This window comes from Xanthomonas nasturtii, from assembly GCF_001660815.1.
GTDB classification, from domain to species: domain Bacteria; phylum Pseudomonadota; class Gammaproteobacteria; order Xanthomonadales; family Xanthomonadaceae; genus Xanthomonas; species Xanthomonas nasturtii.
The window spans coordinates 48,548-66,333 of record NZ_LYMI01000004.1 but is presented as its reverse complement, the minus strand read 5'-3'; the positions used below and the strand labels follow the sequence as shown (position 1 = coordinate 66,333).

The 17,786-nt window shown below is 65.4% G+C and carries 15 protein-coding genes and 1 other RNA gene; 9 read left to right on the top strand and 7 right to left on the bottom strand.

Translation table 11 applies throughout. From position 1 onward, the window contains the following. Positions 1-79 precede the first annotated feature (79 nt). From A7D16_RS02125 to A7D16_RS02110, 4 genes are all read left to right on the top strand, one after another. Entirely contained in the window at positions 80-1,255 is a 1,176-nt protein-coding gene (locus tag A7D16_RS02125) for a phosphoglycerate kinase (RefSeq protein WP_064629387.1), read from the top strand. Further along, positions 1,252-1,899, top strand: coding sequence for an HAD family hydrolase (locus tag A7D16_RS02120; protein ID WP_064629385.1), 648 nt, complete (start codon positions 1,252-1,254; stop codon positions 1,897-1,899). Before A7D16_RS02125 ends, A7D16_RS02120 begins: the two co-directional genes overlap by 4 nt. A gap of 255 nt (positions 1,900-2,154) precedes the next feature. Continuing rightward, on the top strand, positions 2,155-3,621 hold the full coding sequence (pyk, locus tag A7D16_RS02115) for a pyruvate kinase (RefSeq protein ID WP_064629383.1): 1,467 nt from the start codon (positions 2,155-2,157) through the stop codon (positions 3,619-3,621). A gap of 480 nt (positions 3,622-4,101) precedes the next feature. Then, positions 4,102-5,106 carry a class I fructose-bisphosphate aldolase gene (locus A7D16_RS02110; protein ID WP_064629381.1) on the top strand — a complete coding sequence of 335 codons (1,005 nt, stop codon included), beginning with the start codon at positions 4,102-4,104 and terminating at the stop codon, positions 5,104-5,106. Positions 5,107-5,492: 386 nt separating this feature from the next. Here A7D16_RS02110 and A7D16_RS02105 read toward each other — a convergent pair whose 3' ends face one another. From A7D16_RS02105 to cobA, 4 genes are all read right to left on the bottom strand, one after another. Then, positions 5,493-6,032: an O-acetyl-ADP-ribose deacetylase gene (locus A7D16_RS02105; RefSeq protein ID WP_064629378.1), complete on the bottom strand. Its 540-nt coding sequence runs from the start codon at positions 6,030-6,032 to the stop codon at positions 5,493-5,495. A gap of 192 nt (positions 6,033-6,224) precedes the next feature. After that, positions 6,225-6,731 carry a methyltransferase family protein gene (locus tag A7D16_RS02100; protein ID WP_064629476.1) on the bottom strand — a complete coding sequence of 169 codons (507 nt, stop codon included), beginning with the start codon at positions 6,729-6,731 and terminating at the stop codon, positions 6,225-6,227. Between the two features lie 417 nt (positions 6,732-7,148). Further along, positions 7,149-8,108 (bottom strand): cysteine synthase A, encoded by a 960-nt coding sequence (gene cysK, locus A7D16_RS02095; RefSeq protein WP_064629376.1) that lies wholly within the window; start codon positions 8,106-8,108, stop codon positions 7,149-7,151. Between the two features lie 16 nt (positions 8,109-8,124). Further along, complete coding sequence (cobA, locus tag A7D16_RS02090) at positions 8,125-9,330, bottom strand: uroporphyrinogen-III C-methyltransferase (protein WP_082925693.1); 1,206 nt, start codon at positions 9,328-9,330, stop codon at positions 8,125-8,127. A gap of 165 nt (positions 9,331-9,495) precedes the next feature. On the opposite strand from cobA, the gene A7D16_RS02085 reads away from it, so the two are divergent. Further along, positions 9,496-10,479, top strand: a complete 984-nt coding sequence (locus A7D16_RS02085; RefSeq protein WP_047693097.1) for a LysR family transcriptional regulator — start codon at positions 9,496-9,498, stop codon at positions 10,477-10,479. Between the two features lie 10 nt (positions 10,480-10,489). Beyond that, a complete protein-coding gene (locus A7D16_RS02080) occupies positions 10,490-10,771 on the top strand; it encodes a hypothetical protein (protein ID WP_064629374.1) in 282 nt (93 codons plus the stop codon). A gap of 620 nt (positions 10,772-11,391) precedes the next feature. On the opposite strand, the gene A7D16_RS23590 is transcribed toward A7D16_RS02080, so the two are convergent. Both A7D16_RS23590 and A7D16_RS02070 read right to left on the bottom strand, forming a co-directional pair. After that, positions 11,392-11,646, bottom strand: a complete 255-nt coding sequence (locus A7D16_RS23590; RefSeq protein WP_064629372.1) for a hypothetical protein — start codon at positions 11,644-11,646, stop codon at positions 11,392-11,394. A 314-nt stretch (positions 11,647-11,960) separates the two neighbouring features. Beyond that, the gene (locus tag A7D16_RS02070; protein WP_064629370.1) at positions 11,961-13,157 is read right to left on the bottom strand and encodes a sensor histidine kinase; all 1,197 of its coding nucleotides are present in this window, start codon (positions 13,155-13,157) and stop codon (positions 11,961-11,963) included. A gap of 306 nt (positions 13,158-13,463) precedes the next feature. Here A7D16_RS02070 and A7D16_RS02065 point away from each other — a divergent pair, with 306 nt between their 5' ends. After that, the gene (locus A7D16_RS02065) at positions 13,464-13,901 is read left to right on the top strand and encodes a DUF2946 family protein (RefSeq protein ID WP_064629369.1); all 438 of its coding nucleotides are present in this window, start codon (positions 13,464-13,466) and stop codon (positions 13,899-13,901) included. A gap of 101 nt (positions 13,902-14,002) precedes the next feature. Here the strand turns inward: A7D16_RS02065 and A7D16_RS02060 are convergent. Beyond that, positions 14,003-14,078, bottom strand: a non-coding RNA gene (locus A7D16_RS02060) — sX9 sRNA. A gap of 162 nt (positions 14,079-14,240) precedes the next feature. Between A7D16_RS02060 and A7D16_RS02055 the strand changes: the two genes are divergently transcribed. Beyond that, on the top strand, positions 14,241-16,244 hold the full coding sequence (locus A7D16_RS02055; RefSeq protein ID WP_064629472.1) for a TonB-dependent receptor: 2,004 nt from the start codon (positions 14,241-14,243) through the stop codon (positions 16,242-16,244). Next, on the top strand, positions 16,244-17,707 hold the full coding sequence (locus A7D16_RS02050) for a PepSY-associated TM helix domain-containing protein (RefSeq protein WP_064629367.1): 1,464 nt from the start codon (positions 16,244-16,246) through the stop codon (positions 17,705-17,707). Before A7D16_RS02055 ends, A7D16_RS02050 begins: the two co-directional genes overlap by 1 nt. Positions 17,708-17,786 lie beyond the last annotated feature (79 nt).

The following is a 17,786-nucleotide window of genomic DNA, read 5'->3' as shown; positions in this document are numbered from 1 at the left end:
TTCGCGCACCGGTTGCTGCTTCGATTCCCCATTCCCGATTCCCCATTCCCCATTCCCCCAGACTTAGCGAGCTGAGCCCATGTCCATTGTCCGCATGACCGACCTCGATCTCTCCGGCAAGCGCGTGCTGATCCGCCAGGATCTCAACGTGCCGATCGACAACGGCCAGATCACCTCCGAACAGCGCATCACCGCTTCGGTGCCCACCATCAAGCTGGCGCTGGAAAAAGGCGCTGCAGTGATGGTGACTTCGCACCTGGGCCGGCCCAAGGAAGGCAGCTGGAGCGAAGAAGATTCGCTGGCGCCGGTGGCCGCGCGCCTGACCGCGCTGCTCGGCGTGGACGTGCCGCTGGTGCGCGACTGGGTCGACGGGGTGGAGGTGGCGCCGGGCCAGGTGGTGCTGCTGGAAAACTGCCGCATGAATGTGGGCGAGGGCAAGGACGACGAGACCCTGGCGCGCAAGTACGCCGCGCTGTGCGATGTATTCGTGATGGATGCCTTCGGCACCGCGCATCGCGCGCAGGCCTCCACCCATGGCGTGATCCGCTTCGCGCCGGTTGCCGCCGGTGGCCCGCTGCTGATGGCCGAACTGGACGCGCTGGCCAAGGCGCTGGACAACCCGGCCAAGCCGCTGCTGGCGATCGTGGCCGGCAGCAAGGTCTCCACCAAGCTGGAGTTGTTGTCCAACCTGGTCAACAAGGTCGACCAGTTGATCGTCGGCGGCGGCATCGCCAACACCTTCATCGCCGCGGCCGGGCATGACGTGGGTAAGTCGTTGAACGAGCCGGATCTGATTCCCACCGCCAACCAGATCGTGGCCGATGCCAAGACGCGTGGTGCAGAGATTCCGCTGCCCACCGACGTGGTGGTCGCCAAGCAGTTCCTGCCCGATGCGCAGGCCACCGTGAAGTCGCTCGATGCGGTGGATGCGGACGATCTGATTCTGGATATCGGCCCGCAGACCGCCAAGCGCTACGCCGAGCTGATCGCCAATGCCGGCACGGTGGTGTGGAACGGGCCGGTCGGCGTGTTCGAATTCGAGCCCTTCAGCCACGGCACCGAAACGCTGGCACGTGCGATCGCCAGCTCCAAGGCGTTTTCGATCGCCGGCGGTGGCGACACCCTGGCGGCCGTGGACAAGTACGACATCGCCAGTGACGTGACCTACATTTCCACCGGCGGCGGTGCGTTCCTTGAATTCCTGGAAGGCAAGACCCTGCCGGCGGTGGCCGCGCTCGAGGCACGTGGCAAGTGAGTGCAGCCACGCTGTTCTTCGATCTGGACGGCACCCTGGTCGATTCGGAGCCGGGCATCGTCGCCAGCATCGTGCATGCCTTCGACGAGATCGGGCAGCCGCGTCCATCGGCGCAGACCTTGCGTGCCTGGATCGGCCCGCCGCTGCGCGACAGTTTCACCGAATGTTTTCCGGATGATCCCGAGCTGGTGCAGCGTGCGCTCGGGCTCTATCGCGCACGCTACGACGCGGTGGGCTGGACCGAACTCAGCGTGTTCGATGCCATCGGCGAGGTGGTCACCGGCCTGCACCGCGCCGGTCATCGGCTGGCCGTGGTGACCTCCAAGAACGAACGCTACGCGCGACGCATCGTGGAGCATCTGCCGTTCGGTGCGTGCTTCGAAGAGGTGATCGGTGCCAGCGAAGACGGTGAGCGTCGCTTCAAGCCGGACCTCATCGCCGAAGCGCTGCGCCGCCTGCAGATCGAAAAAACCGGCTGCGTGATGATCGGCGACCGGCGCATGGATATCGATGGCGCCAATCACCACGGCATCCACAGCGTCGGCGTGTTGTGGGGCTTTGGCGACGAGGCCGAATTGCGCGATGCCGGCGCCGGCGCCATTGCGCGCACGCCTTCCGAGTTGACGCAGTTGATCCATGCATGAGTGATGGGGTCGGCTGTGGCGTTCGCTTGGCCGATACCGTTGCAGTGCGCAGCGCGACCGCGCCGATGTGTCTTCACTGCCACCGGGTTAGGGTGGCGACCGCATTGCGTTGCCAGATGTAACGCATGCGCAAGCGTACGTACTGTCCCGCACTGTCTTTAGGACATGCCGGAATACGAGGGTGGCTATGCCGCAATGCCATCCTTGGGACGTGACGCGTGTGTTAAGTTTCGCGGCTTTTACAGGGAGGCCATCATGAAAGAACGTCAACGCCGCACCAAGATCCTCGCCACCCTCGGACCGGCAACGGACCCGCCCGGTGTGCTGGACGCTTTGTTCAAGGCGGGCGTCAACGTGGTGCGTCTCAACTTCAGCCATGGCGACCCGTCCGGCCAGGCCAAGCGTGCTGCCGAAGTGCGTGCCGCCGCGGCGCGTGCCGGTGCCGAAGTCGGCATCCTGGCCGACCTGCCGGGCCCGAAGATCCGCATCGAACGTTTCGCCGAAGGCAAGATCAAGCTGACCATGGGCGAGCGCTTCGACCTGGTGGCCGATGCCAATGCGCCGGCCGGCGATCAGCATCAGGTGGGCGTCAGCTACCTGGGCCTGCCGCAGGACGTGACCGCAGGCGACGTGCTGCTGCTGGACGATGGCCTGGTGCAGTTGCAGGTCACCGACGTGCAGGGCGCGCGCATCGTCACCACCGTGCTCAACGATGGCGTGCTGTCCGATCGCAAGGGCCTCAACAAGCAGGGCGGCGGCTTGTCGCTGGGCGCGTTGACCGAGCGCGACAAGGAACTGATCGGCATCGTCGCCAAGATCGGCGTGGACTTTATCGCAGTGTCGTTCTGCCGTAACGCGCAGGACATGCACGACGCGCGGCAGATCGCCCAGCAGCACGGCTGCGATGCGCAGCTGGTGTCCAAGATCGAGCGCACCGAAGCGATCGAAAACCTGGTCGAAATCGTCGAAGCCTCCGATGTGGTGATGGTGGCGCGTGGCGATCTGGGCGTGGAAATCGGCGATGCCGAATTGCCGGGCCTGCAGAAGAAGATCATTCGCGAGTCGCTGGCGCAGAACAAGGTGGTGATCACTGCCACGCAGATGCTGCAGTCGATGGTCGAAAGCCCGATCCCGACCCGTGCCGAAGTGCTGGACGTGGCCAACGCGGTCATCGACGGCACCGACGCGGTGATGCTCTCGGCCGAGACCGCCGCCGGCGCCTACCCGGTGCGTGCGGTGGAAGCGATGGCGCGCATCTGCCTGGGCGCCGAGCACCAGTTCGAGTTCGATACCGACTTCGAAGCGGCGCAACGCAACCTGCAGCGCGCCGATCAGGCGATCGCCATGGCGACCATGTTCCTGTCCGAGCACATCGGCCTGGGCGGCGTGGTGGCATTGACCGAATCCGGCGGCACCCCGCGCTTCCTGTCGCGCTTCCGTTCCAACATGCCGATCTACGCCTTCACCCGTCACGACGGCGCGCGTCGCCAGATGGCGATGATGCGCGGCGTGTTCCCGATCAGCTTCGACAGCCGCGGCCTGACCCCGCGCGAAGCCGCGCGTGCGGCGATCCGCCTGCTGGTGGAAAACGAGCGCATGGGCCCCGGCGACCGCGTGGTGTTCACCAGCGGCGAGCACATGGAAATGCACGGCGCCACCAACACGCTGCGTCTGCTGGAAGTGGGCGAAGACGGCCGCGCGACCGGCCTGGGCGAGCTGTAACGCCTGCTGACGCCATCCGGCGCATGATCTGAGCCGGAAGCGACGTAACACGCAACGGCGACCCCAGGGTCGCCGTTGTGTTGTGTGGCAGCTGGTGCGTGCGGTGTGCCGGTGAAACATCCCTCGCGACGCATTGCGTGCCGCAAGCGCAATGCGTACGCAGCACGCAACAGGCCAAGCAACCCACCTCCGCACACGCCGACCAACCAAACGTGCCCTTGCTGCAACCGCGCCGCCGCACGTCGTTGCAGGCACACGGCACAGCATCGCTACAACACTCCGCGCGCATGCTCAGCTCTGCCGATTCCCGATTCCCGATTCCCGATTCCCAATTCCCAATTCCCACACATGCGATGCGAGCAGCACCACATATCCTGTCACGCGGACAAGGTGTAATCGGTTGCAGGCATTCCGTGAAGGAATGTCTGCGACTTTCGTCGCTATACTTTCGTTCTCCCCCGCAGCTGCCACAGGAACTACATGAGCATCGAACAGCTTGCCGAAACCGCCCAGGCCATGGTCGCCCCGGGTAAGGGCATCATCGCCATCGACGAATCGACCAGCACGATCGCCAAGCGTTTTGCCAGCGTCGGCATCGAGAACATCGAAGAAAACCGTCGCGCCTACCGCGAACTGTTGCTGACCACGCCCAAGCTGAGCGACTACATCTCCGGCGCCATCCTGTTCGACGAGACCATCCGTCAGAAGACCAAGGATGGCGTGCCGTTCGCCGAGTACATGACCGCCCACGGCATCATCCCGGGCATCAAGGTCGACAAGGGCGCGCAGCCGCTGGCCGGCATGCCGGGCGAGCTGGTCACCGAAGGCCTGGACGGCCTGCGTGCACGCCTGGAGGAGTACTACACCCTGGGCGCGCGCTTCGCCAAGTGGCGTGCGGTCATCAATATCGGCGAAGACATTCCGTCCGGCACCTGCATCGAGGCCAACTCGCATGCGCTGGCACGCTACGCGGCGCTGTGTCAGGAACAGGGCCTGGTGCCGATGGTCGAGCCGGAAGTGATCATGGACGGCAACCACGATATCGAAACCTGCTACGAAGTCACCGAAGCCACGCTGCGTTCGCTGTTCGGCGCACTGTATGAGCAGAATGTCGTGCTCGAAGGCACCATCCTGAAGGCCTCGATGGTCATCTCCGGCAAGGGCTGCGAAGAGCAGGCCGGCATCGAAGAAGTGGCCGAGTCCACCGTGATGTGCCTGAAGTCGACCGTGCCGGCGATCCTGCCGGGCATCGTGTTCCTGTCCGGCGGCCAGACCGACGAGCAGTCCACCGCGCACCTCAACGAGATGCACCAGCTCGGCAACCTGCCGTGGCCGCTGAGCTTCTCCTACGGCCGCGCCATGCAGCAGGCCGCACTGAAGTTGTGGGCCAAGGACATGACCGGCAACTTCGCCAAGGCGCAGCAGGTCATCTACGAGCGCGCCAAGGAAAACGGCCTGGCCGCGCTGGGGAAGTGGAAGGGCTGATCGGTTGATGGCGGCCGCAAGGCCGTCGCACCAATAAGCCAAAAACGCCGGCAGATGCCGGCGTTTTTTATGGATCCACAAGCGTTGACTGAGCCGGGATGAGCATGGAGGCAGAGCAACTCGCACAACTGCTGCATAGCCGAGACGGGGTATGCAGACGCGCCGAATCGGCAGGTTACGCATGTCCAGCGCCCTTCAGGACAGACCTGATGACTGTTGGCTGCGTTCGCTCCGCTGCTCCTGGTACAAGCACACGCGTTTGCGCTCAGCCTCACAACCACCACGCGTAGATCGTTCGAGTCGAAAACAACAACGGAACTTCGACGACCCAAACGCAACGAGCGCCTTGCGGCGCTCGTGATGGCGATCTGTGCATGGCGCCGAGATCAGGCGGCCGCGGAGTCCTGCATGGCCAGCGCCTGCTGATACGCCTTGTAGGTCGCTTCGTTGTAGGCCACCAGCACGATGTGCTTGGGCACCTTGTGCGAGCGCTGCCAATCGCGTGTTTCGGTCACGGCGATGCGCGCGGCCTGGTACAACGGGTAGCCGTAAATGCCGCAGCTGATCGCCGGGAACGCGATCGAATGCAGCATCATCTGTTCGGCCAGTTTCAGCGATTGCCAATAGCAGTTGGCCAGCTGTTCCGGCTCGTTGTGCTTGCCGTCGCGCCAGACCGGACCTACGGTATGAAACACATGCCGCGCCTTCAGATCGAACCCGTCGGTGATGCGGATTTCGCCGGTGGGGCAGCGCACGCCCGGGCGCACTTGCGGTAATGCTTCGCAGGCTTCCAGCAGACGCGGGCCGGCGGCACGGTGGATGGCGCCATCCACGCCACCACCGCCCAGCAGTGATTCGTTGGCGGCGTTGACGATGACGTCAACGTCGAGTTCGGTGATGTCGCCTTGCCAGACTTCGATTCTCATAGCGCGATAATTATGGGATTTGCATGATGAGCGTGTGATGGGGCGCACGCTGCGGAAGTCGCACGCTATCGCCCATTCATCTCATCGGCTGCGACGGTGGCGCGGGTCCGATTCCATACCGTTCGAGGCGTCCGAAACCCTTGACGCCGATCGCTTGCATCAATCGCCGGACACGCTGCTGCACGTCGGCTGTTACACCCAGCGGCGGACACGCGCGCAGTAGTCGGTGTAATGGCGGCCGAATTCTGCGCGCAGGCGTGCCTCTTCGAAGGGAATGACATACAGCCGCAGGGCCAGCCACGGCAGCGGAACCAGCGCGACTGCCCACAACAGCCCAAGCTGCAGGCACAGGCCGACGTAGCTCAGCACCAGCGCCAGGTACATCGGGTTGCGGGTGAAGCGATATGGGCCGTCCAGCACCAGACGCGACGGATGGCCGCTTGGCATGATGGTGGTGCGCCGACGTGCGAACAGGATGAAGCAGCTCACCGCCAGCGCCAGGCCAAGACAGGCGAGGCCGCCGCCAGCCAATTGGATCCATGCCAACGGCGTGGGAGCGGGCAGGGGGAGCTCCAGGGCGTCCTGCAGCCACGCGCCAAGACCCAGGGCGAGCGCGAAGTGCACCGGCGAGGTCATCTTCACCAGCCATGGCGCCCGCGAGGCGCGGGTGTCACTGTGTCCATACGGCTGGTTGCTCACGCTTTTCTCCTGCATCACGGCCGCCATCCTAACGTTTCCTTGACATGGGCGGGAGTGCGGGCGCCCCAAGCTGTGACTCAAGAAGCCAGCAGGCAGCCGGCGAGCATGCGTGGCGGCCTTGACCGTCAGGTGCAAGTGCAAATTGCGTAGCGCTACAAGGCACTCGGTCCACCCCAAGCCTGTGCGCTTCAACGCTCTTCCGGATGCGGTTCCGAATCGATACGACCATCCGCATCCAGGCGACAGCCTCGCTCCATCGGCAAGCCAAGCGATCGACCCAACGACCAGATCGTAGGCGTCGAGGCCTTTGCTCTTCCGGTTCCCCGGTCCCCGGTCCCCGGTTCCCGGTTCCCAGCGCCTTGAAAAAAGAAGGCCGCGCATCCGCACGGCCTCCGCATCGTCGCCCCTCGTGACCGCTCAGGGCAGGCCAGCCAGCCAGTCGTCGTCGGAGCCTTCGTTGATGTCGGCAAACAGCGGCGTAGAGAAGTAGCGTTCGCCGGTGTCGGGCACCATCGCCAGGATTACCGCGCCGGGCTCAGCACCCTCCGCCACGCGCAATGCAGTGGCGACGGTGGCGCCGCCGGAGATGCCGGTGAAGATGCCTTCTTCGGCGGCCAGGCGGCGCGCCACGGTGATGGCGTCGGTGTCTTCCACGCTCAGCACCTCATGGGCGACATCGCGGTTGAGTACCTCGGGCACGAAGTCCGGGGTCCAGCCCTGGATCTTGTGCGGCTTCCAGTCCTGGCCTTGCAGCAAGGCGGCGCCGGCCGGTTCGCTTGCGGTGATGCGCACGTCCGGGCGCGCCACGCGCAGGACTTCGCCCACGCCGGTCAGCGTTCCGCCGGTGCCCCAACCGGTGACGAAGTGGTCGAGCCGGTGGCCGGCGAAGTCGCGCAGGATTTCCGCGGCGGTGGTGTTGCGGTGGTAGGCCGGGTTGGCCGGATTGGCGAACTGGCTGGCCAGGAACCAGCCGTGCTGTTCGGCCAGCTCCCTGGCCTTGCGCACCATGCCGCTGCCGCGCTCGGCGGCCGGGGTCAGGATGACCTTGGCGCCATAGGCGCGCATGAGCTTGCGGCGTTCGATGGAGAAGGTTTCCACCATGGTGGCGACGAACTTGTAGCCGCGCGCGGCCGCGACCATGGCCAGTGCCACGCCGGTGTTGCCGGAGGTGGCTTCGACGATGGTGTCGCCGGGCTTGAGCAGGCCGCGCTGTTCGGCATCCAGGATGATCGCCAGCGCCAGCCGGTCCTTGACCGAGCCGCCTGGATTGAACGATTCCACCTTGACGTACAAGGTCACGTGCTTGGGGGCGAGGCGATGGAGTTTGACCACCGGGGTGCGGCCGATGGTGTCGAGGATGTTGTCGTACAGGGCCATGGGGTCTCCGTCGGAATCAGGCTGCGTGGGCCAGTGTGGGCGTGTCGGGCGTTGCGATAGGTGAGTGCGGCAGTGTCGCGGTGCTGAGGGGCGCGCTGCCGAACCAGTGCAGCGTCTGCGCCAGCGACGCCACCTCGCCCAGGATCAGCAGCGCCGGTGCAGCCACGGCGTGCTGCCGCGCAGTGGAGGCCAGGCTGGCGAGCGTGCCGGTAATCACGCGTTGCTGCGGGCGCGAGCCGTTTTCGACCAGCGCAAACGGGGTGGACGCTGCGCGCCCGGCCTGCAGCAGCCGCTGCTGGATGGCGTCCAGGCCGGCCACGCCCATATAGAAGGCCAGCGTCTGGCGTTCCTGGCCGAGCGCGTGCCAATCCAGCGTGTCCAGCGAATCCTTGCAGTGCGCGGTGATCAGCCGCAGCGATTGCGCGTGGTCGCGATGGGTGAGCGGGATGCCGGCATATGCAGCGCAGGCGATGGCGGCGGTGATGCCGGGAATCACCTGAAAGCCGATGCCGTGCGCACGCAGGAATTCCAGCTCTTCGCCGCCGCGGCCGAACACGAACGAATCGCCGCCCTTCAGCCGTACCACGCGGCGCCCGGCGCGGGCGTGTTCGAGCATCAGTGCGTGAATCTGCTCCTGCCGGGTGCTGTGGCCTTGTGCGGACTTGCCCACTTCGATGAACCGCGCGCCGTGCCGCGCCAGGCGCAGGATCTGCGGGCTGACCAGGCGGTCGTGCAATACCACCTCGGCCTGACGCAGTGCCCGCAGCGCGTGCCGGGTGAGCAGGCCGGGATCGCCGGGGCCGGCGCCGACCAGACTCACACTGCCAGGCGCCAGCGCGCCGATTGCGCTGCGTGGCGCGGTGGAGCGCACAGGAATCGTGGTGGAAGCGGCAGGCGCCGCATCATGTGTGAGCAGCCGGTGGGCGCTCGCTGCATGGCGCAAGGCATCGTTGAGGGTTGCCGAGTCGCTGGCGGCGATGGCGAGCCACACCGGCTGATCGGGCAAGGCCAGCCATGCCGGGTCGAACCGCCCGGTCAACCAGCGCAGTTGCCCGGCCTGCGCCCAGCGCAGCAACTGCGGAGTCAACTCGGGCGCGCCAATCAGCGGCAGTGCGCCGGCCTGCAGCAGCTGGGCGGTGGCGCGTTCGGCATCGGCACCGCCGCCGACCACCAGGACGGCACGGCCATGCAGGTCGGCAAGGAGCGGGAACGCAGAGGTCACGGATCGGGGAGCATCAGGGGGCAGGGCCAGACCGTAACGCCGGCTTATAGCCGTCGGAAATGACTTCATACACCCTAAAAATAGCGTTCGGTTATAAGCTGGCCTACAGAACTCATCTACAGTCGAAGCCCTTGTAGCGCCTCGCGCTTTTTTGGATATAAGCCCATGACGCTGACCCAACTTCGCTATCTGGTGGCGATCGCCGATGCCGAGCTGAACATCACGCTGGCGGCGGCGCGCGTGCACGCAACCCAGCCCGGTCTGTCCAAGCAGCTCAAGCAGCTGGAGGACGAACTGGGCTTTCTGTTGTTCGTGCGCAAGGGGCGCAGCCTGGATGCGGTGACGCCGGCCGGGGTGGAGGTGATCGAGCGCGCGCGCGCGGTGCTGTCGGAGGCCAACAACATCCGTACGTATGCGGCCAACCAGCGCCGCGAAAGCCAGGGCCAGCTGACCCTGACCACCACCCACACCCAGGCGCGCTTCGTGTTGCCGCCAGCGGTAGCGCAGATCAAGCACGCCTACCCGCAGGTGAGCGTGCATCTGCAGCAGGCGGCCGAAAGCGCGGCGCTGGATCTGCTCAGCCAGGGCGATGCGGATATTGCGGTGGTCAGTACCGCCGGTGGCGAGCCGAGTGCCGGCATTGCGGTGCCGCTGTACCGCTGGCGGCGGCTGGTGGTGGTGCCGCGCGGGCATGCGCTGGACAACCCGCGCACGGCGCCGGACATGCAGGCGTTGTCCGAGCATCCGCTGATCAGTTACGAGTCGTCCACGCGGCCGGGCTCGTCGCTGCAGCGGGCGTTTGCGCAGGTGGGGCTGGAGCCGAGCATCGCGTTGACTGCGTTGGATGCCGACCTGATCAAGACCTATGTGCGCGCCGGGCTGGGTGTGGGCCTGGTGGCGGAAATGGCAGTCAACGCCTTCGATGAAGATCTGCGCGCCTGGCCGGCGCCTGCGCCAATTGCCGAGTGCATCGCCTGGGCGGTGCTGCCGCGCGACCGCGTGCTGCGCGACTACGCACTGGACCTGGTGCACGTGCTGGCGCCGCAGATCGACAAGCGCGATCTGCGCCGCGTGCTGGACGGCAATCAGGCGCCCAACTGGCCGCTGCCGCCGACCTGGGAATCGCTGACCCAGACGATCACGAGTTGAGCGGCGTGCGATGACCGAGCCACTGCGTCCCGCATTGAGCAGACTGTGGTCGTCCGAGCCGGACGGCGGCATGTCGCTGCAACTGTCTGCCAGCATCGAGGGACACGAGCACGCGCTGCTGACCGTGTTGGCCGACCCGCATGACGAGGCGTTATGGGTGGCGTTGCAGGTAGGCGACACGCATGTGCAGATTCCGCTGGAGATCCTGCGCAAGGCGCTGGACGTTGCCGCCGAGGATGTGCATTCGGCACAGTGGTTCGCACGCCAGGATGCAGATGCGTCCGAGTTGTGAGCGCGCACTTTAAATTTGCTGACAACCGTAGCGGGCAGTCGGTAGCTGGCTATCCAACTGTCTGCTGCGCTGATTCGTTCTTCAATGAAGCCACCAGTCAACTATCTGGTGCGGTGTCCTCACCGATAGCGGGACCGTTGGCGGCATGGATGCCGCCAACGAGCCCCCATGGACGGGTTAACGGCGTGTCCCGCGAGCGGTGAGGGCACCGCGCACTCGAGTTCTTCGCGTTTGCTGCAGGGCCCTTGCCAGCCCACCATCGCAGGACACGCCGTGAATCCGTCCCTGGAGGCGCTGGCGCGGCATCCATGCCGCTCAACGTCCCGCGACGGTGAGCGTGCAATGACCAGTCGCGATGGTCGGTGCGCACGGCTTCCAATAAAAAGCGGGCAAACACTCTGACGCGATGATTTCGTTCTTCAACGAAGTCACCAACCAACTGTCTAGCGCGGTGTCCTTACCGATTGCGGGACCGTTGGCGGCATGGATGCCGCCATCGAGCCCCCATGGATGGGTTAACGGCGTGTCCCGCGAGCGGTGAGGGCACCGCGCCCTCGACCAACTCAGCGTGTTCTGACTGTATCCACCAGGCGCGACCGACAAAACCACGCGCTCACTTTTCAAGCGAGCGCTAGATACGTCTTGTCAGCTGCTTTAAAACTTTTCCGGTCGTGTTCGCTGTGACGCATGTGCTGCACTGCAGCGCAGCGATCCCGAGAAAATCCCAACAGGATCAATGCGATGCGCTCGCGCTTGGCTGTGCCGCAGTGCGTGGTGTCGGTGATTTTCCCTACCCCTGTCAGGGACGCGCAGTTGGCGTCGGCACGGCGCATCAAGTTGCGCGCTGCGTTGTCGAAAACCCCTATAGCAATCATGAAGCGACACTCTCGGACGTCTAGGGGTGGACGGCGCAGAGCCGGCGATGCAGGTGATCGCATCGCCGGTGTGTTTCGCGGTGTCGTCGAAGGGTTGCTAGCGCTGTCGCATCACTGTTGCGCGAGGCTGCGCACAGAGCGGCTGGCGCACCCGGGTCCCTGGGGAGAGGCCTGGCGTGTTTGGCGGCGGATCCGGGTCGGGAGCCCGGGTCCGCTTTTTTTTGGGTTGTGCTCTGCGCGGCGACGCATCTTTTGAAAGCCAGCCCCTGGCCTGCAGCCGCAGATTGCCGGAACACCGTGCGCACTACAGACCGTCAGGCCAACGGAATCCGCACCGAGAAACAGGTGCCGCCTTCCGGGCGTGGGCGCACGTCCACTTCGCATCCCAATGTCTCGGCCGTGCGGTGCACGATCCACAACCCGATGCCCAGACCGTCGCTGCGCGGGTCGGCCTGACGGAATGCCTGAAACACCTGCTCGGGTTGTTCCAGATTCAGGCCGATGCCGCTGTCGATGATTTCCACCACCGCAAAACCGGGGCGACGGCGGACGCCGACCAGCACGCGGCCGCGTTCGGTGTACTTGATGGCATTGCCGACCAGGTTGCCGATCAAGGTCGTCAGCAAGGTGGGGTGGCTGCGCACACGCAGCGAGGTAGGCACATGGCGCAACGCCAGGCACTTGTCGATGGCCTGCTGCCGCCACACGCCGAGCACCGAGTGCAGCACGTCTTCCAGCTGCAGCGGCTGCAGGTCCGGCATGGCAGCCTTGCTCGCGGCCGCCAGCGTGGCCAGCTCATCCAGGCTGCGACCGACCAGGCTGATCGCATCGCGCGCAGTCACCAGGGTCGGGATGGAATCGACATTGGCGTGCCGGCGCATCTTGTCGATAGCGTAGGCGGCGGTGCGCAGTGGGGTCTTGAGATCGTGCCCGGCGATGGCCATCAGGCGGCTGCGATAACGGTCGGACTCTTCGGCGAGCAACAGCGCGCGGCGCAGTTCCAGCTGCGCCATGGTCTGGCGTGCCAGCGCACGCAATGCTTCGACCTGCTCGTCGGTCAGCTGACGCGGTTGCCGGTCGAGGACGCAGACCGTGCCCAGCGGCAGCCCATCGGGCGTCTTCAACAAGGCGCCCGCGTAGAAGTACAGCGGCGCTTCGCCGGTGACCAGCGGGTTGCGTGCAAAGCGGATATCTTCGCGCGTGTCTGGCACCACCAGCACGTCGTTGTCCAGCAGCGCATGCGCGCACATCGACTTGAACAGCGGGGTTTCGCGCTCGCCCATCCCAAGCTCGCTCTTGAACCACTGGCGGTCGGCATCGACCAGGCTGATCAGCGCGATCGGGGTCTGGCAGATGATCGAAGCGAGCCGGGTGATGTCTTCGAACGCAGCTTCACGCGGCGTGTCGAGCACGCCGTAGCTGCGTAGCGCCTGAAGACGCAGCCCTTCGCTGGACGGCTTGGGTGCGCAGGGAAGTGGTTCGGCCGCTGGATCGGACAGGACGGTGCTCATGCGCGCAGGGGAAAGAGTGGTAAGCAGCAAGCATAGGGCATGCCAGAGCCCGACACGTGTCTGCTGTCACGGACGCGCGGCGAAAGTGTGATTGCCGACCTGGACGAAGGCTTGCAGGTGATGCTGGTGTGATGGCGGTGGGCATGGCAGCGCGGAGTCGAATCGCGCGGCACTGCTGCCGTCGGGGTCTGGTACGTGTCCAGACAAGTAGTGACGGCTGCCGCACGGTCAACCAGGTGCGACATCTGGTCGCGCGCCGGGGCGGGGGCATCGCTCCCGGTCACGTGGCGGCTTACACTTCACGGCATGCTACGCTCGTTCCGCCACTATCCATTTTTGCCCCTGCTTGCCTGTCTTGCGGTGGTGCTGATGTTGGTGGCTCCGCTGATCAGCCGCTGGAGCCAGACGCACTCGACCGAGCCGATGTGCACGAGCGTCCCGGCACTGTCTGCGGATAGCTCGCTGCAGGCCGGTCATCAACTCCAGCCGCCAGGCGCGGCGGCGCATCGACACCATGGCGACCCGTTAGCGTCTCAGCAGGCCGGCACCCACGACGCGGCGACGCATGGTGAGGCCTGCGACTACTGCGTACTGGCCGCGCGTTTGCTGCCATTGCTGGTCGTGGCGTTGCTGTGCCTGCTGCAGCTGCGGGCAACGCCTGCTCCGGCGCACATGCAGGCCGGTGCAGGCTCGTCCCTGCGGTGGTCTGCGCTCGGTGCACGCGGGCCGCCGCGGCACGCATAAGGGTTGCCCCTGTGCGGGCGTCCATGCAGGTGTATTTGGTGCGCGCCAGGGTTTCGGCGTCACTGCCGGGCACTGCGGACGACTCGCTTCCGATCAAGAGCGGCTAACAAACGTAGCGAGCAGTCGTCGGGTGGGTGCGGACGGCGCGTTCAGAACAGAGGTGTACGCGTGGTACGTGCCGATTCCGAGCACCGGCCGCGCCCGCCTGGCGGCTGCGCAGCAGCGTTGTTAGTCGCATCTAAGTGATGCCGATGCGCGCCATGGATGTGGCAGCGCACGGCTGTATGGCCGTGCTGCCACGGCAAAGGGTTAGTCATGCGTCTGCGGATGTTGAAAACGATGTGGTATGCGCCGTCGTTGGCGCTGGTGTGGGGGCCTGCATGCACGGTGCAGGCGCAGGATGCGGCATTGACGCTGGGCAAGGTGCAGGTGAGCGAACACGCGCAGCGCAGCCCGAGCACCGCGCGCGTGCTGAGCTCGGTGGATGTGATCGGCGGCGAGCTGCTGCACGATCAGCATGTGGACTACAGCTGGGAACTGCTGATGCGCGCGCCCGGTGTCCAGGTCACCCAGTTCCGCATGGGCACCGATGCCGGGCGTTTTTCGTTCCGGGGATTCAATGGCGAGGGGCGGATCAATGCGGTCAAGCTGCTGATCGACGGTATCCCCAGCAACGACAACGCCGGCGGTATGCCGTATCTGGATGCGGTGTTTCCGCAGGACATCAGCGCCATCGAGATCGTGCGCGGCACCAACGACGCGCGCTACGGGTTGAACGCGATTGCCGGCAGCGTGGATGTGCTGACCCGCACCGGCGGCAACGACGGCCGCTTGAGCGTGACGGCCGGCAGCTTCGGTGCGCGCGAGGTGCAACTGGGTAAAGGATTCGAACACGGCGCCTGGAGCCAGAACTATGTGCTGGCCTGGCGCGACTCCGATGGGTATCGGGACCATGCCGATGCGCGCAAACGCAGTGTGGCCGGCAAGTGGTTCTACACCGACCCGGATGGCGCCTTCCGTGCCGGGCTCACCACGCGCTACTACGACAACCACGCGCTGGAGTCGGGGTATCTGGATGCGGCCAGCGCGCGTGCGGCGCCGCGCAGTTCGCCGGCCTACGCACAGGACGATCGCAGCGAGCGCCGTGTGCGCCAGACGGCGTTGCATGCCGATGGCACGCTGGGCGCCGATGCGCAATGGAGCGCCAAGGCCTACCAGAACGACTACCGCAATCAGCGCTGGGTACGGTTTTCCGCCGCTGGTCTGCAGCAGGAACGCGATACCGATGAAACCCATCGCGGCGTGCTGCTACGCGGAAATTGGCAGCCGGGCTGGGGCGTGTGGAACGCGGCGCTGGAAGCTGGGGTGGATGCGCAGTGGCAGGACAACCAGTCGCAGCGCTACCGGACTGTGGCACGCGTGCGCGGCGCGCAACTGCGCAACTGGAATTACGACCTGCGCACCCGCGGTGCCTATGTGCAGGCCGTGCTGAACCCGGTCGACCGTTTGCAATTGGTGCCGGGATATCGCATCGATCGGGTCGATGGCACGTTGCACGACATGCTTACCGGTATCTCCGCGCCGACCTACGACTACGGCACCATCAAGCAGCCCAAGTTCAGCGCCAGCTATCGTGTGGGCGAGCAGAGCAGCGTGTACGCCAACTGGGGACGTACCTTCCAGATCGGCAGCGGCGATGGTGCGTACCGTCGCCAGCCAGGCAACCTTGGGCCATCGACCAACGATGGCTGGGAAGCCGGTTTCAAATTCGCGCCGTCGGCGATTCTGGATGGGCGCCTGGCGTACTGGGAGCAACGCGCGTCCGGTGAGGTTGCGACCATTCTGGGTGTGAACGGGGTGGCGGGTGTCGGCGATGTGGCCAATGTCGGCCGGACGCTGCGGCGCGGCTGGGATGCACAACTGAACCTGCAGCCTGCCGAGCATTGGCGTGCGTGGATGTCGTATTCGCGGCAAAAAGCCAGCATCGCCACGCCCGACCCCAGCGCGCCGGCAACGCGCGGCAAGGAGATCGAAAACGTGCCGAACTGGCTGGCCACCGCCGGACTGGAGTGGCAGGTGAGTGCAGCGGTGCAGCTCAGCGCCTGGGGCAATGCACAGGGCGATTATTACCTGGAGCGCAGCAATACCCTGGGCCGCACCGGCGGCTATGCCTTGCTCAATTTTGGCGCGCGCTGGAACGTGGATGCGCGCAACGCGATCAACCTGCAGCTGCGCAATGTGACTGATCGTGCGTATGTGTATGCCTGGTACGACAGCGGCAGCTCGGGCTACTCGCCGGGCGATGGGCGTGCGTTGTCGCTGTCATGGGACTGGAGTTTCTGATGCAGGCAAGCAGTGCCCGGGGCGGTGTACGCAAGGCACGCCAGGACAGCCGTTGGCGCTTCTATCGCGCGGCGTGGCGCTGGCATTTTTATGCCGGGCTGCTGGTGCTGCCTTTCATCATCTGGCTGGCGGTGACCGGGGCTGCGTTCTTGTATCAGGACGCGATCGATCGCAGTGTGCACCATGATCTGAAGGTGGTTGCGGTGGGGGCTGCGCGCATGCCTGCACAGCAATTGGTTGCTGCTGCACAAGGTCGCTACGGCGGTAGCTTGTTCGTATACACCACGCCAAAACGCGCCAATGCCAGTGCCGAAGTTGGGCTGGTGGATATGCGTGGCGTGCGGCGGGTGGTGTATGTCGATCCATATCGTGCACATGTGTTGGGCGCCTTGCCGGAGCACGGTACGCTGAGTTGGACGATCCGCCGGCTGCACAGCCTGGCGTTGGTCGGGCCGTTTGCGAGTGGGTTGATCGAAATGGCCGCTGGCTGGGCGATCGTGCTGGTGCTCACCGGTGTGTATCTGTGGTGGCCGCGGGGGCGACATGGCGGCGTGGTCAGTGTGCGTGGCAAACCGAAGCAGCGGTTGTTCTGGCGTGACCTGCATGCGGTGACCGGTGCAGGGGTCGGTGCGATCCTGTTGTTTCTGGCGCTGACCGGCATGCCGTGGTCGTGGCTGTGGGGCGCGCAGGTCAATCGCTGGGCCAACGGGCATGATTTCGGCTATCCCGCCGGGCTGCGCGTGCAGCAGCCGATGTCGCAGCAGCGGCTCACCGACAGTGGTGACACTGCGTGGTCGTTGCGGCAGGCGCGTTTGCCGGAATCGGTGTTGCCTGAGCAAGGATCCGCCGGACTGGGCAAGGGGGTGCAACACGCGCACTCGACTGATGGCGAGCACGCAGCTCACGGCGGCGCGGGCAGTGTTGCCACGCCCGGGCACGGGGCGATCGGGCTGGATGCGGCGATGGCGCGCTTTGACGCACGCGGCATCGTGCCGGGTTACAGCGTGGCGCTACCACGGGGTGCCACTGGCGTGTACACCGCCTCGGTGTATCCGGCCGATCTGCAGCGGCAGCGGGTGATCCATCTGGATCAGTACAGCGGTGCGGTACTGCTGGACATGCGTTATCGCGACTACGGGCCGTTGGCCAAGCTGCTGGAGTGGGGCATCAATGTGCACCTGGGGCAGCAGTACGGCACTGCCAACCAGCTCATCCTGCTGGCTGCCTGCATCGCGATCGTGTTGTTATGCGTCAGCGCGGCGGTGATGTGGTGGAAGCGTCGCCCGAGCGGTGGGCTGGGCGTGCCGCCGTTGCCGGCCGATCCACGCACGCTGCGCGGCTTGATGGTGCTGCTGGTGCTGTGCGGGCTGATCTTCCCGTTGGTCGGGCTGTCGTTACTACTGATGTGGCTGTTCGATCGTTACTGGATGCAGCGTGTTCACACACGTTTTCCGGCGCCATGAGGAGTGCCGCGTCACTGTCTTCGTGCTGTTGATTCGCTCGGGCAGGAACGCACTCGCGTGAGGTGTCCACCGGGAAGCG

What these genes read in the sequence shown, in the direction of transcription:
- A7D16_RS02125 (WP_064629387.1), top strand. Translation starts at nt 80, where the DNA reads ATGTCCATTGTCCGCATGACCGACCTCGATCTCTCCGGCAAGCGCGTG.
- pyk (WP_064629383.1), top strand. Translation starts at nt 2,155, where the DNA reads ATGAAAGAACGTCAACGCCGCACCAAGATCCTCGCCACCCTCGGACCG.
- A7D16_RS02110 (WP_064629381.1), top strand. Translation starts at nt 4,102, where the DNA reads ATGAGCATCGAACAGCTTGCCGAAACCGCCCAGGCCATGGTCGCCCCG.
- A7D16_RS02105 (WP_064629378.1), bottom strand. Translation starts at nt 6,032, where the DNA reads ATGAGAATCGAAGTCTGGCAAGGCGACATCACCGAACTCGACGTTGAC.
- cysK (WP_064629376.1), bottom strand. Translation starts at nt 8,108, where the DNA reads ATGGCCCTGTACGACAACATCCTCGACACCATCGGCCGCACCCCGGTG.
- A7D16_RS02085 (WP_047693097.1), top strand. Translation starts at nt 9,496, where the DNA reads ATGACGCTGACCCAACTTCGCTATCTGGTGGCGATCGCCGATGCCGAG.
- A7D16_RS02080 (WP_064629374.1), top strand. Translation starts at nt 10,490, where the DNA reads ATGACCGAGCCACTGCGTCCCGCATTGAGCAGACTGTGGTCGTCCGAG.
- A7D16_RS23590 (WP_064629372.1), bottom strand. Translation starts at nt 11,646, where the DNA reads ATGATTGCTATAGGGGTTTTCGACAACGCAGCGCGCAACTTGATGCGC.
- A7D16_RS02070 (WP_064629370.1), bottom strand. Translation starts at nt 13,157, where the DNA reads ATGAGCACCGTCCTGTCCGATCCAGCGGCCGAACCACTTCCCTGCGCA.
- A7D16_RS02065 (WP_064629369.1), top strand. Translation starts at nt 13,464, where the DNA reads ATGCTACGCTCGTTCCGCCACTATCCATTTTTGCCCCTGCTTGCCTGT.
- A7D16_RS02055 (WP_064629472.1), top strand. Translation starts at nt 14,241, where the DNA reads ATGTGGTATGCGCCGTCGTTGGCGCTGGTGTGGGGGCCTGCATGCACG.
- A7D16_RS02050 (WP_064629367.1), top strand. Translation starts at nt 16,244, where the DNA reads ATGCAGGCAAGCAGTGCCCGGGGCGGTGTACGCAAGGCACGCCAGGAC.